Annotated in this window: 12 protein-coding genes; 7 read left to right on the top strand and 5 right to left on the bottom strand. The window is 62.6% G+C overall.

The genetic code is table 11. The features are described from left to right. Positions 1 to 87: 87 nt before the first annotated feature. From QRN54_RS02450 to QRN54_RS02435, 4 genes are all read left to right on the top strand, one after another. A complete protein-coding gene (locus QRN54_RS02450; protein WP_047269726.1) occupies positions 88 to 984 on the top strand; it encodes an esterase/lipase family protein in 897 nt (298 codons plus the stop codon). 38 nt (positions 985 to 1,022) lie between these two features. Beyond that, positions 1,023 to 1,880: an esterase/lipase family protein gene (locus tag QRN54_RS02445; protein WP_058039262.1), complete on the top strand. Its 858-nt coding sequence runs from the start codon at positions 1,023 to 1,025 to the stop codon at positions 1,878 to 1,880. 297 nt (positions 1,881 to 2,177) lie between these two features. Next, a complete protein-coding gene (locus QRN54_RS02440) occupies positions 2,178 to 4,721 on the top strand; it encodes an ATP-dependent Clp protease ATP-binding subunit (protein ID WP_003945604.1) in 2,544 nt (847 codons plus the stop codon). Between the two features lie 77 nt (positions 4,722 to 4,798). Then, complete coding sequence (locus QRN54_RS02435; protein ID WP_042923578.1) at positions 4,799 to 5,278, top strand: nucleoside deaminase; 480 nt, start codon at positions 4,799 to 4,801, stop codon at positions 5,276 to 5,278. A gap of 57 nt (positions 5,279 to 5,335) precedes the next feature. Here QRN54_RS02435 and fadD5 read toward each other — a convergent pair whose 3' ends face one another. The 3 genes from fadD5 to QRN54_RS02420 form a co-directional block, all read right to left on the bottom strand. Continuing rightward, positions 5,336 to 6,925: a fatty-acid--CoA ligase FadD5 gene (gene fadD5, locus QRN54_RS02430; protein WP_054781987.1), complete on the bottom strand. Its 1,590-nt coding sequence runs from the start codon at positions 6,923 to 6,925 to the stop codon at positions 5,336 to 5,338. A gap of 95 nt (positions 6,926 to 7,020) precedes the next feature. After that, the gene (locus tag QRN54_RS02425) at positions 7,021 to 7,800 is read right to left on the bottom strand and encodes an enoyl-CoA hydratase (protein ID WP_075832067.1); all 780 of its coding nucleotides are present in this window, start codon (positions 7,798 to 7,800) and stop codon (positions 7,021 to 7,023) included. Beyond that, positions 7,797 to 8,786, bottom strand: coding sequence for an NAD(P)H-dependent flavin oxidoreductase (locus QRN54_RS02420; protein WP_285181525.1), 990 nt, complete (start codon positions 8,784 to 8,786; stop codon positions 7,797 to 7,799). Before QRN54_RS02420 ends, QRN54_RS02425 begins: the two co-directional genes overlap by 4 nt. Positions 8,787 to 9,125: 339 nt before the next feature. On the opposite strand from QRN54_RS02420, the gene QRN54_RS02415 reads away from it, so the two are divergent. Both QRN54_RS02415 and QRN54_RS02410 read left to right on the top strand, forming a co-directional pair. Next, entirely contained in the window at positions 9,126 to 10,349 is a 1,224-nt protein-coding gene (locus QRN54_RS02415) for a TetR/AcrR family transcriptional regulator (protein WP_042923747.1), read from the top strand. Between the two features lie 98 nt (positions 10,350 to 10,447). Next, entirely contained in the window at positions 10,448 to 10,882 is a 435-nt protein-coding gene (locus QRN54_RS02410; protein ID WP_042923588.1) for an OsmC family protein, read from the top strand. On the opposite strand, the gene QRN54_RS02405 is transcribed toward QRN54_RS02410, so the two are convergent. Continuing rightward, positions 10,857 to 11,339: a hypothetical protein gene (locus QRN54_RS02405; protein ID WP_064688642.1), complete on the bottom strand. Its 483-nt coding sequence runs from the start codon at positions 11,337 to 11,339 to the stop codon at positions 10,857 to 10,859. The two genes, QRN54_RS02410 and QRN54_RS02405, sit on opposite strands and share 26 nt — an antisense overlap. Then, entirely contained in the window at positions 11,336 to 11,851 is a 516-nt protein-coding gene (locus QRN54_RS02400; protein WP_003945701.1) for a DUF4352 domain-containing protein, read from the bottom strand. The genes QRN54_RS02405 and QRN54_RS02400 overlap by 4 nt, the downstream gene beginning before the upstream one ends. 24 nt (positions 11,852 to 11,875) lie before the next feature. On the opposite strand from QRN54_RS02400, the gene QRN54_RS02395 reads away from it, so the two are divergent. After that, a complete protein-coding gene (locus QRN54_RS02395; protein ID WP_054781748.1) occupies positions 11,876 to 13,231 on the top strand; it encodes a sensor histidine kinase in 1,356 nt (451 codons plus the stop codon). Positions 13,232 to 13,256: the final 25 nt, after the last annotated feature.

Raw genomic sequence — 13,256 nt, 5'->3', positions numbered from 1 at the left:
TTAGCGTCTGCACGGTTCGCATCTCTCGTAGAGGAGTCGGTCGTGCACAGAAACAGGTTGTTCGGGGGCGTGGTTCTTGCCGCTCTGATGCTCGTCGGGTTCACCTCCGTGGCTTCGGCTCAGGCTCCGTTGCCCGTGCCCAATGCCTTCCTTGCCGGTGTTCCTCAGGAGTTGGGAAATCCTGGCGGTTCAGCTCCGGGATCCAATGACTTTTCGTGTAAACCGACTGCCGAACATCCCAATCCGGTTGTGCTCGTTCACGGAACGGGTGGAAACAGGCAGACCAACTGGGCCACCTATGCGCCGTTGCTCGCCAACGAGGGCTACTGCGTCTTCGCGCTGACGTACGGCAACTTCCCCGAGCAACCGTGGCCGTTGTCGGCGATCGGTGGAATGCAGGAAATTCCTTCCAGCGCAGCACAATTGTCGAATTTCGTCGATCAAGTACTTGATGCCACGGGTGCTACATCGGTAGATCTGATCGGACATTCCCAGGGCACCATCATCAACGGGTACTACGCGAAGTTCCTCGGTGGTGCCGACAAAGTGGACAACATCGTCTCGGTGGCGTCGCTGTGGAAGGGAACGCTCGGAAACGAGCAGGCAAGTGTCGGCCGCAGCCTTCGCGAACTCGGGGTATCCGAGGCAGCGCAGGCCGGATTCCCGATCTGCAAGGCATGTCTGAACATGGGGGCAGGCTCGGAGTTCATCGAAAATCTCCGTGCGGGAGGCGTTTACGCGCCGGGTGTTCACTACACGAACATCACGACCCGCTACGACGAACTGGTGCTGCCGTATACGAATGGGCTGGAGCCTGGGCCGAACGCCACCAACATCGTCGTCCAGGACGGTTGTGAGCAAGACATCTCCGATCACCTCGCCATCGCGGCATCGCTGCGCGCCGCGACTTTTGCTCTCAATGCACTCGACCCCGCGCATCAGCGGCCGGTACCGTGCAACTCGGTATTGCCCGTCGTGGGTTGATCACTATGCGGAGGCCTTCGGTGGGGATTCGAACATGCGTGGGCGCTCTCGCTGTGGCGGGAGCCGTGGCCGTGTCCGCGCCGTCTCTTGCGTCGGCGAACGAACCTCTTCCCGTTCCGTCCGGTTTCCTCAGTGGAATCGCCCTCGAAGCGACCAGCCCGGGCGGATCGGCCCCTGGCACCAACGACTTCTCGTGCACGCCTTCCGCTGCTCATCCTGATCCCGTCGTCCTGGTGCACGGGACGGCGGCCAACCGTCAGACCAATTGGGGCGTACTCGCACCCGTACTGGCCAACGAGGGATACTGCGTTTTTGCGCTCACCTTCGGGAATCGAACGGACCAGCCGTGGCCGATTTCCGCGGCCGGCGGTCTCGCACCACTCGGAGACAGCGCAGGGCAGCTGTCGGACTTCGTCGACGACGTTCTCTCTGCGACGGGTGCCTCGAAGGTCGACCTGATCGGGCACTCCCAGGGGACGACGGTCAGTGCCTACTACGCCAAGTTCCTCGGCGGTGACACGCACGTTTCCAAGATCGTCTCCATCGCTCCGTTGTGGGACGGCTCGGAGGTCGGCCCGCCGGAAGGCGTCGGGGGACCGGATTTCGACAACGCCAGCTTCGTCACCGAACTGCGCGACGCGGGCGTCTACTCCGATGACGTCGAGTACACCAACATCGTGACTCGGTTCGATCAAGTGGTCGTTCCGTACAGCAGCGGAATACTGGCCGCGTCGAACGCGTCGAACATAGTTGTTCAGGACGGTTGCGAGCAGGACCTGTCGGATCACATCGCGCTGGTGGCGTCGCAGCGAACGGCGACTCTGACGCTCAACGCGCTGGATCCGTCGAATCCGCGTGAGGTGCCGTGCGCTCGGGTACTCCCGATATTCGGCTGATCAGGCGTCGAAAATCGCTGTTCGCTTCAGGCGTACAGGAACCGGGAAACGATTCCCTCAGCTGCGACGTTGTGAACGGTAAGCAGTCCGGCTTCCGCCGCCAATCGGGTGGAGGAGCAGCAGGTGGACTTCGCGCCCTCTAGAGTAATAAGTGGGGTCGTGCAACCTTTGTCGATTCGTGGACGTCAGTCCGCTGACCGGCGAGGCGATCAGTCTGTAGTGCCGGAGCGAAACGCGGCGACCAGGGACGAGACATCCGGTCTCGAACCTGCCCGCCGGAGAGTGTGAGGGAGAGCGATGTTCGAGAGGTTCACCGATCGCGCGCGGCGCGTTGTTGTCCTGGCTCAAGAAGAAGCCAGGATGCTCAACCACAACTACATCGGCACGGAGCACATCCTTCTCGGCCTCATTCACGAGGGCGAAGGTGTCGCAGCCAAGTCGTTGGAGTCGTTGGGTATCTCCCTCGAGGGAGTCCGCAGCCAGGTCGAGGAGATCATCGGCCAGGGCCAGCAGGCTCCGTCCGGTCACATCCCCTTCACACCGCGCGCCAAGAAAGTCCTCGAGCTGAGTCTGCGCGAAGCGCTGCAGCTCGGACACAACTACATCGGTACGGAGCACATCCTGCTCGGTCTCATCCGTGAGGGTGAGGGCGTAGCAGCCCAGGTTCTGGTCAAGCTCGGTGCCGATCTCAACCGCGTCCGCCAGCAGGTCATCCAGCTGCTGTCGGGCTACCAGGGCAAAGAGCCCACCGAAACCGGTGGCACCCGCGGAGAGGCCGGCACGCCGTCCACCTCGCTCGTGCTCGACCAGTTCGGTCGCAACCTGACGCAAGCTGCCCTCGAAGGCAAGCTGGACCCGGTCATCGGCCGCTCGAAGGAAATCGAGCGTGTCATGCAGGTTCTCTCGCGTCGTACCAAGAACAACCCGGTTCTCATCGGTGAACCCGGTGTCGGTAAGACCGCTGTGGTCGAGGGCCTGGCTCAGGCAATCGTCAACGGTGAGGTCCCCGAGACCCTCAAGGACAAGCAGCTGTACACGCTCGACCTCGGGTCGCTCGTGGCCGGCAGCCGTTACCGCGGTGACTTCGAAGAGCGCCTGAAGAAGGTTCTCAAGGAGATCAACACCCGCGGCGACATCATCCTGTTCATCGACGAGCTGCACACCCTCGTGGGTGCGGGCGCGGCCGAGGGCGCTATCGACGCGGCCTCCATCCTCAAGCCCAAGCTTGCTCGCGGTGAGCTGCAGACCATCGGTGCCACCACGCTCGACGAGTACCGCAAGTACATCGAGAAGGATGCTGCCCTCGAGCGTCGTTTCCAGCCCGTTCAGGTGGGCGAGCCGACCGTCGAGCACACCATCGAGATCCTCAAGGGTCTTCGTGACCGCTACGAGGCTCACCACCGTGTCTCCATCACGGACGGTGCTCTCGTGGCAGCGGCGACGCTGGCCGACCGCTACATCAACGACCGCTTCTTGCCGGACAAGGCGATCGACCTCATCGACGAGGCGGGCGCGCGAATGCGCATCCGTCGGATGACTGCACCGCCGGACCTGCGCGAATTCGACGATCGCATCGCCGACGCGCGTCGCGAGAAGGAGTCCGCGATCGACGCGCAGGACTTCGAGAAGGCTGCGAACCTGCGTGACAAGGAGAAGACCCTCGTTGCTCAGCGCGCTGAGCGTGAGAAGCAGTGGCGTGCGGGCGACCTGGACGTCATTGCCGAGGTCGACGACGAGCAGATCGCCGAGGTTCTGGGCAACTGGACCGGTATCCCCGTCTTCAAGCTCACCGAGGAGGAGACCACTCGTCTGCTCCGCATGGAAGAGGAACTGCACAAGCGGATCATCGGCCAGGAAGAGGCGGTCAAGTCCGTCTCGAAGGCGATCCGTCGTACGCGTGCAGGTCTGAAGGATCCCAAGCGTCCCTCGGGCTCGTTCATCTTCGCCGGCCCGTCCGGTGTCGGTAAGACGGAGCTCGCGAAGTCGCTCGCCAACTTCCTGTTCGGTGACGACGACGCTCTGATCCAGATCGACATGGGCGAGTTCCACGACCGCTTCACCGCTTCGCGTCTGTTCGGTGCCCCTCCCGGGTACGTCGGATACGAAGAGGGTGGCCAGCTCACCGAGAAGGTGCGCCGCAAGCCGTTCAGCGTTGTGCTGTTCGACGAGATCGAGAAGGCACACCAGGAGATCTACAACACCCTCCTGCAGGTGCTCGAGGACGGCCGTCTCACCGACGGTCAGGGACGTACCGTCGACTTCAAGAACACGGTGCTGATCTTCACGTCCAACCTCGGTACGTCTGACATCTCCAAGGCAGTCGGCCTGGGCTTCAGCTCGGGAACGGGCACGGAGTCGAACTACGAGCGCATGAAGCTCAAGGTTCACGACGAGCTGAAGAAGCACTTCCGTCCCGAGTTCTTGAACCGTATCGACGACATCGTCGTCTTCCATCAGCTCACGAACGAGCAGATCGTTCAGATGGTCGACCTGATGCTCGCTCGCGTCGAGGCGGCACTCAAGAACAAGGACATGGCCATGGAGGTCACCGACAAGGCCAAGTCGCTTCTGGCCAAGCGCGGATTCGATCCGGTACTGGGTGCACGACCGCTGCGTCGCACCATCCAGCGCGAGATCGAGGACCAGATGTCCGAGAAGATCCTCTTCGGAGAGATCGGACCCGGCCACATCGTGCTCGTCGACGTCGAGAACTGGGACGGCGAAGGCTCGGGCGAGGACGCGAAGTTCACGTTCACGCCTACCAAGAAGCCGATCGACGTGCCGGACGCACCGCCGATCGAGCTGACCAAGGCCGGCGAAAGCGAAAGCGCAGCAGAGTAGTACAGCAGAGTAGGTAACGAACGGGCGGCACCTCACCGGTGCCGCCCGTTTCGTGTATCACGGGAGAGGGCGTACACATGAACGACATCGAACTGGGTCACCTGCGTCGTTGCGTCGAATTGGCAACGGAAGCATTGGATGCGGGCGACGAACCTTTCGGTTCCGTCCTGGCAGCGGCCGACGGAACATTTCTGGCGGAAGATCGAAACCGGATCGCGGGCGGCGACAACACTCGCCACCCCGAGTTCGAGCTGGCTCGGTGGGCGGCCCAGTATCTGACGCCGGACGAGCGTTCGACGGCAACGGTGTTCACCTCGGGAGAGCACTGCGCGATGTGTTCGGCCGCGCACGCGTGGGTGGGCCTCGGACGGATCGTGTACATCTGCTCTTCGGCCCAACTCGGCGACTGGCTCGCGGAGTGGGGTGTGGCTCCGTCGCCGGTGAAGTCTCTGTCCGTCAACGAGGTTGCGCCGAACGTCCCGGTCGAAGGCCCGGTGCCGGAGTTGGTTCCGCTGGTGCGAGAACTGCATCGGAAGTTGCATTCGCAGAGCGCTTGACGGGCACACACAAACGGGCGGCACCTCGCTGGAGGTGCCGCCAGTTTGCGTGTGAAGTCAGGAAACTGCGTCGACCGCTCGAACCTTCTCTCGCAGTTCACCCTTGACGACCTTGCCGCTTGCATTGCGCGGCAGTGCTTCCACGACGACGATGTCCTTCGGGTGCTTGTAGCGCGCGAGACGATCGTTGAGGAAGCTGCTCAGCTCCTCGATGGTCAGGTCCACGGCTGAACCTGGCGCCATCGCGACGATCGCTACGGGCACCTCGCCCCACTTGGCGTCGGGGCGGCCGACGACGGCCGCTTCGACGATCAATTCGTGTTCGTAGAGGACGTTTTCCACCTCCGCGCAGTAGATGTTCTCTCCGCCGGAGATGATCATGTCCTTCTTGCGATCCACGACGTAGACGAAGCCTTCGTCGTCGACTCGAACGAGATCGCCGGAGTGGAACCATCCACCGTGGAAGGCGTCAGCGGTGGCGGTGGGGTTGTTCCAGTATTCGCTCATCATCGTGGGCCCGCGGTAGACGATTTCACCGATTTCACCGGGCGCCACGTCGTCCATGTTCTCGTCGACGACCCTGGCCGAGATGGTCGGGATGACCCGACCGACGGATCCGAGCTTACGAATCGCATCCTCGCCGTCGAGAACGCAAGTGATGGGCGACATCTCGGTCTGTCCGAAGACCGCGACATTGAATGCGTCCGGGAAGGTTTCGGCCATTGCCCGCAGGATCGTGTCGGACGACGGTGCGGCGCCCCACGAGATGTTCTTCAGCGACAGTGCTCGCGGTTGCGCCTTCTGTACGGCGCACACGGCCTGCCATTGCACGGGCACGAGGAACAAGCTGGTGACCTTCTCGGCTTCCAGAATGTCGAGTAGTTGACCCGGGTCGAATGCGCCGACCGGATGGATCACCGTGGTCGTGCCGAGTTGCAGGCTCGGCGCTATGGAACCGAGGGCTGCGATGTGGAACATGGGCGACGCGCAGAAGCCGATGGAATCGGCATTGAACAGGTGGAAGGCCCTGATACAGGTCAATGCTTGCGAAGACAGGTTGGAGTGGGAGAGCACCGAGCCCTTGGGGCGACCGGTGGTTCCCGAGGTGTACATGATGAGTGCAGGAGTGTCGTCCGGGATGTCGACGAACGCGTGCGACTCGCCCTCTTCGCTGATCAAGTCCTCGTAATTCAGGCTGTCACCCTCGGCGGGGGAGCCTACGGTGATGGAGATGTCGATACCCTCGGACGCGGCTCGTGCAGCTCCGGCCAACGGAGCCAACGGTCCTTCGGCGACAATGACTTTGGAGCCGGAGTCGTTTACCAGATAAGCGACCTCGGGTGGTGTCAGACGGAAGTTCACCGGAACAGCGATGGCGCCCAGTGCGTTGGTCGCGAGCACGACCTCGAGGTATTCGGGGCGGTTGAGCATCAGGATGAGCACGCGGTCGCCGAAGCTGACGCCGCGTCGGGCAAGAGCGTCCGCCAGCTTCTCGACGCGTGCGTCGAGGGTGCCCCAGGTGATGGAATCGCCCAGGAATCGCAGTGCGGTGCGATCGGGAATCATCTGCGCATGCCTGGCGATCTGATTGTTCCAGTTGGTGCGGCGTGAACGCTGCGCCTCGGAGACTGCATCGGTGGAGGCCATCGATGGGTTCCTCTCATGCGTGGGTGATTGTGTGACTCAGGCTACAGTGAGCCGTCGATTCGTACAGTGGTTTTGTTAACGAAAATTCGCAGTGATTACTTGAAGTGGGGCGCGCGTTTCTGCAGCATCGCCATCGCGCCTTCTTTGAAGTCCTCGCCAGTGAGAAGTTCTGCCTGACCGGTATTTTCGAGCTCCAGCGCAGCATCGAGGCGGTCCAGTGTCACCGCATTGAGCGCGCGCTTGGTGAGTTCGAGGGCGCGTCGGGGAGCCTTCGACGTGCGATCGACGACGGAGTCGACGAGTGCGTCGAACGCGTCGTCGGCGACGGTGCGGGACACGAGCCCGAACCGCTCTGCGTCCTCGGCGGAAACTCGCTCGCCCAGCAATGCCATCTCGGCCGCTCGGGCGCGTCCGATCGCTGCCGGTACCAACGCACTGGCGCCGCCGTCGGGCATCAGGCCGATGTTGACGAAGGAGAGGAGGAAATAGGCGCTCGATGCGGCGTACGTCAGGTCCGCGGCGAGAGCGATGGACACTCCGACGCCGGCGGCCGGGCCGTTGACCGCGGCGATCACCGGGACCGGGGCGCTGGTGATGGCGCGAATCAGCGAAGTCGCCGCATCCATGACGACTTTCGGGTCTGCGGGGTTGACGGCCGCTGCGGCGAGGTCGGCTCCGGTGCAGAACGCTCGACCGGATCCGGTGATGACGATGGTGCGAACGGCCGGGTCTGCGCCGCCGTCGTGGACGGCAGCTGCGAAAGCAGTCATCGTGGGCAGATCGATCGCGTTCATCCGCTTCGGGCGGTCGAAGGTCAATCGCAGTACACCGTCGGTGATTTCGGAGCGAAAGCCCGTCTCGGCGGTGGCGGTCATGCCGCGCTCACAGCCGTGACGAATCCGGAAAGCCGTGAGGTGATGAGGTGTTCGGCCTCCGAGACCATGCGGTCGATCATGTCGGCGACGGTCGGGATGTCGTTGATCAATCCTTGGCTCTGTCCGGCGGACCAGATGCCTGCATCGAGGTCGCCGTCCTCGAAGACCTTGCGTCCGCGGGCTCCGGCTACCAGATGCTGAATGTCGCTGAACTGCGCGTCGCCACGTGCTTCGATGTCGACGACCTCGGCACTGATCGCATTCGCGGCTACGCGCGCGGTGTTGTGAAGCGTCCGGAAGATCAGCTTGGTGTCGCGTTCGGTGTTTGCGACAATCTGCTCTTTAACCGATTGTGCGACAGGGGATTCCGCGGTACACATGAAGCGAGTTCCCATGTTGACGCCGTCTGCTCCGAGCGCAAGCGCCGCGACGAGTCCACGTGAATCTGCGATTCCGCCTGAAGCGATCACCGGAATCGTGAGTTGCTGCGTGGCCGCCGGAATCAGAATGAGCCCTGGTATGTCGTCCTCGCCTGGGTGCCCGGCGCATTCGAAGCCGTCGATGCTGACGGCGTCGACGCCCAGTCTCTCGGCTTTGACCGCATGTCGAACTGCAGTGCACTTGTGGATAACCTTCACGTCCGCGTCCTTGAAACGCGGAAGATGATCGATCGGATTGGAACCGGCGGTTTCGACGATCTTGATCCCGGATTCGATGATCGCCTGGCGGTATTCGGCGTACGGCGGCGGCGTGATCGACGGCAGAATAGTGAGATTGACGCCGAAAGGCTTGTCGGTGAGATCGCGGGTTCGAGCAATTTCCTTGACGAGGTCTTCCGGTGTGGGTTGAGTGAGGCCCGTCAAGAACCCGAGGGCGCCGGAATTTGCCGTGGCCGCAACAAGTTCTGCCCGTCCCACCCACATCATGCCCCCTTGCACGATGGGATGGTCAACGCCGAACATTTCGGTGAAGCGAGTGCGAATCATCTGCTCACAACTACTTTCTTACGGTCGGTCATTCGGCATCGAACCCTCTTGCGGGCGAAGAAAACTTCACGCCGCAGGGAACGAGCCCGCCAGCGGACTACGTGCGAGGTTGTGCGAATCGTCACTAACATAACACCGCTGAGAGAGCGGGTGTCAAGACTCTTTTTCCGGAATCCGTCCGCCGCTACAACTGCGTTGTAGGGTTTCGGGTGAAGCAGTACCGGGCGCGAATTGCGACCTTCGCGACGGTTAACATGATCCGTTCGGACTCGCGCCCGTGGAAGTGCGGTGCAGCGGACGAAGGCAGTGCAAGAGAAAGCAACGGAAGTGGAGGGTCAGGTGCCCGGACAGACACGCGTCTCCGTGCGTGGCGGCGACCCTGCACCACGGACGCGTCCGAAGAATCGGAAGGCGCAAATCGCGGCCGCTGCTGCGGAAGCATTCAGCGAACGTGGCTACCACGCGGTGGGCATCGACGAGATCGCAGCGAAGGTCGGAATTTCCGGTCCGGCCCTCTATCGTCATTTCCCCACGAAATACGCCCTGTTCGTCTACACCGTGAACAACCTGACGCAGGCGTTGTTGGATGCCAGCGATCCAGCTGTGCACGGAAACGAAAATCCACGCGAGCAGTTGAACTCCACGATGGTGGGTGTCATCCGCGCGACGATCGAGAATCGGCGCCGGGGAGGGCTCTACCGATGGGAGGGCAGGTACCTGGTCGACGAGGATCGTGAGCAATTGCGGGTGGGAATGCGCACGCTCAATCTTCGGATCGCCGAGCCGCTGGCAGCGGTTCGTCCGGAACTCGACCCGGCGGATGTAGAACTCATCGCGCCCGCCGTGCTCAGTGTGATCGCCAGTATCACCGGTCATCGATCCGCGTTGTCCGCCAAGCAGATCGAAGCGCTGATTCTTGCGGCATGCTGGTCCGTCATCGGCGTCGAATTGCCCGCTGCCGAGGAGGACGGCGCGAGGGCAGGGGCGTCCGAACGCAAAACAGGCCTCGTACGGACGTCGAAACGCGAAGTGCTGCTTCAGGAAGCAGTGTTGCTGTTCTATCAGCGCGGCTACCACGACGTGAGCATCGAGGAGATCGGTGCCGCGGCGGGTATCAACGCGTCGAGTGTGTATCGGCACTTCGCGAGCAAGGCCGACCTTCTTGCTGCGGCCTTCCACCGTGCGTCCGATCGTCTGACTATGACGTTGGGCTCGGCGTTGGCTGAGTCGGAGACTCCTCTCGCGGCCGTCGAGACGTTGGCGAAGATGTACGTCGAGGTTTCGTTCGGAACCAGCGAACTGTTGGCCGTGTACTTTGCCGAGATCGGCAGTTTGCCGGATCGATCACGGACCGAGTTGCGCAACATTCAGCGTTTGAACGTCGAGGAGTGGGCGCACTTGTGTGTCGAGGCGCGTCCGGAGTTGTCGATCGTCCAAGCGCGGTTTCTCGTCCACGCGGCGCTCGGACTGGTCTTCGACATCGGCCGAATCGTGCACTTTTCCTCGGAGAACTCCGCGCAGGCCCGCGTCGAGAAACTGCTGTCCGCGACGCTCCTCGGGTAGTCCCGTCCGAAACAGTAGGTGTGACTTCACGTATCGCGGGTAGGTTCGTGATCGCAAGGCGTTCACCGAATCATGTGAAGACGGAAGTAGGGACAGCAATGCCAACTCGTACCGCACGCACCGCCTGGAACGGCACCCTCGAGGCCGGATCGGGGCAGGTGGAACTCACCAGCTCGGGCGTCGCCACCTTCGACGTGTCGTTCCCCAAGCGCGCAGCTGAGGAGGCCGGCGGAACCACCAGCCCCGAGGAACTCATCGCCGCGGCGCATTCGTCCTGCTACGCGATGCAGTTGTCGGCCCTGATCGCCGAGGCCGGCGGGACCCCGCAGAGCCTCGACATCACCGCGGACGTGTCACTCGGCCCCGACGCGGTCGGATTCAAGCTCACCGGAATCAAGCTCACCGTTCGCGCCGAGGTCGACGGCCTCGACGCCGACGGTTTTGCCAAGGTTGCCCAGGCGGCCAAGGAAACCTGCCCGGTCAGCAAGGCACTGACCGGCGTCGACATCACGTTGGATGCGGCCCTGGACTGATCATCTCGCGCTCGGGCGCCCCCTCCGGCGCCCGAGTGCGGTGGTGTGTGACGACCAGGTAGCTCGCGAACAGGATCGGGAGCACCCACAGGTCCGAGGGATCGCGATAGACCAGGATCGGCAAGAGATCTCCGCGGAATCCTCCTGCGGTCAGGCGGAGAAACCCGATCACCCACTCGTATGCGTCGCCGATCGGCGGTATCACCTTCACGGCGGCGAAGCCGATCCCCGTGACCGCGATGGACCAGGCGATCGCTGCTCGCCCCACCAGACTTCGCCTGAGCACCTCGAGAACCGAGAGCAGAAGCAGGGGAAGCAGGAACACACCGGCGACGTCGGACAGCTTGCCCGTCATCGTGTTCCCGAATGCCCCTTTGAGTACGTGGTCGTTGATCAAGATGACGGCCACCGAGACCAGTGCCCACGGATTCAGCAGCAGATCGCCCGGACGATTCACGACAGGTTGATGGTTGCCGAGCCGGACGAGAACAGATCGCACTTGAACTGAAGGCGCAGACCGGTGGCGGCTTCGGGGACCTCGTACGCCAATTCGCCTCGCTTGGCAGCGCCCGGCGCAAGCTCTCCGTCGACACTCGACGTGCTGCTGTCGGTGAACGTGATGTTGTACGACTTGTTTGCCGAGTCCTGCAGTTCGAAGCACATCATCGACGAGACCGTCGACGGCTTGTCACTGTTGTTGGTGACCTCGGTGTCGACCACGACGTAGCGGTTTCCGGGATCAGCGGTGATGAACTGATTGGTCGAGACGTAGGGATCGACGACGCCGTGTACCTGGACGCGCCAGTCGCCCAGTTCGACGACGTCACCGATTCCGAAGGCGGCCGCAGGTGCGGCGGAAGAACCGTTGTCGTCGACCTTCTTCGCTTCGTCGGTCTCGCCCGAGGCGATGGTTGCGAACAGGGCTGCGCCGACGGCGAGGAGGGCGAGGGGAGTGCGGAGTGATCGCATGATGTGCGCCTTTCGAGAGTTGGTATGGCACAAGTCAACGATGTGAGGACTGCTCACCGCTTCGGTCGAAAGATCGGTCCGCCTCATCCTTTCGGTCGGAGCCTGGCGGTTCGTCCACCCGTTCGGCTGATTCGAGGCGTCGGTGGCGGTGGATACGCTTGCTCGGTGATCACCACCAAAGGGACCGTTGTGCGACGACGCGTATGGACTACCGCCGCTGTCGCGTTCAGCCTTTTCTGTTCCTTCATGACGGTGGGCATCGCAGGCGCGTCGGGAAATATGCCACCGGTATTGGTCGGTATCGGGTTCGTCCTGGGCGTGGCCGGTGGGATATCGCTTGTGTGGCGCCATCAGTATCCCTGGGTGGTTCTGGCGATTACGCTGGTCGGCCCGTTGTTCTTCCCCACCGATGCGACGGCGGCGCTCATCGCATTGTTCGCCGTTGCTCGGATCGCGCGTGGGCCTCGGCTTGCTGCCGCTGCGGCAGCTGTCTTCGTCGCGTGCGGAATTTCGTTGACCTACGACGCTTTTCGCAATCGTGAGTACTCCGTTCTCACGATGGGAACGATGAAACCCAAGGACGGTTCGGCGGTTGTTCAATACGACGTCGCCATCTGGATCCCGTGGCTCGTCGCAGCCGTCATGGTCGGCATCGTCGTGGCGCTCTCGCTCCTGATTCGGACCAGAACCGAACTCGTCGAGGCAGAGCACGTACGGGATCTTGCCACCGAGAAAACAGACGTGATGCGCGACGAGATGATTCGCACCGAGGAACGAACGCGGATCGCGCGCGACATGCACGACACGATCGCGGCCAGTCTGAGCCGGATTTCGTTGTTCGCCGGTGGGTTACAGGTCAGCGCGGCAGACAATCCCGAGAAGGTCGTCAACACCGCTGCGATGATCAGAACCACCGCGCACGAGGCTTTGGACGAATTGAAGGGAATCGTCGGAGTGCTCAGGGGAAGCGGTGATCGCCGCGAACACGGCGGGCACCAGGGGATCGACGCGATCGGCGATCTGGTCAACGGTGCACGCGCCGCGGGCATTCACTGCCGTCTCGAATCGGAGTTGCTCCCGGGTGATGTCGGAATGTTGGCGGGGCACGTCTGTTATCGCGTCGTTCAGGAATCGTTGACCAACGTCCAGAAGTACGCGAGCGACCAGATGCTCGTCATTTCGGTGACCGGGTCGCCGCACGACGGAATTCGTATCCTCGCACGCAACAAGCTGAGCGAGCTTGCACCCATGACGTCGATCGGTTCGCGGTCCGGCTTACGCGGGTTGGCCGAACAGGCAAGAGAAATCGGCGGCAAGGTGGAGGCAGGCGCGCTGGGGGACGATTTCCTCGTCAGTTGCTGGGTGCCCTGGTCGTCGTAACCCTCCCACCCTCCGACTGTCGGGG

Source organism: Rhodococcus sp. MEB032 (genome assembly GCF_030208925.1).
Lineage (GTDB): Bacteria > Actinomycetota > Actinomycetes > Mycobacteriales > Mycobacteriaceae > Rhodococcus_F > Rhodococcus_F qingshengii.
Note: the sequence above shows the minus strand (reverse complement) of the source record. Positions and strands in the feature narration are given on the sequence as shown.

Coding starts and splice junctions, on each gene's coding strand:
- QRN54_RS02450 (WP_047269726.1), top strand. CDS start 88: ATGCTCGTCGGGTTCACCTCCGTGGCTTCGGCTCAGGCTCCGTTGCCC.
- QRN54_RS02440 (WP_003945604.1), top strand. CDS start 2,178: ATGTTCGAGAGGTTCACCGATCGCGCGCGGCGCGTTGTTGTCCTGGCT.
- QRN54_RS02435 (WP_042923578.1), top strand. CDS start 4,799: ATGAACGACATCGAACTGGGTCACCTGCGTCGTTGCGTCGAATTGGCA.
- fadD5 (WP_054781987.1), bottom strand. CDS start 6,925: ATGGCCTCCACCGATGCAGTCTCCGAGGCGCAGCGTTCACGCCGCACC.
- QRN54_RS02425 (WP_075832067.1), bottom strand. CDS start 7,800: ATGACCGCCACCGCCGAGACGGGCTTTCGCTCCGAAATCACCGACGGT.
- QRN54_RS02420 (WP_285181525.1), bottom strand. CDS start 8,786: ATGATTCGCACTCGCTTCACCGAAATGTTCGGCGTTGACCATCCCATC.
- QRN54_RS02410 (WP_042923588.1), top strand. CDS start 10,448: ATGCCAACTCGTACCGCACGCACCGCCTGGAACGGCACCCTCGAGGCC.
- QRN54_RS02400 (WP_003945701.1), bottom strand. CDS start 11,851: ATGCGATCACTCCGCACTCCCCTCGCCCTCCTCGCCGTCGGCGCAGCC.
- QRN54_RS02395 (WP_054781748.1), top strand. CDS start 11,876: ATGGCACAAGTCAACGATGTGAGGACTGCTCACCGCTTCGGTCGAAAG.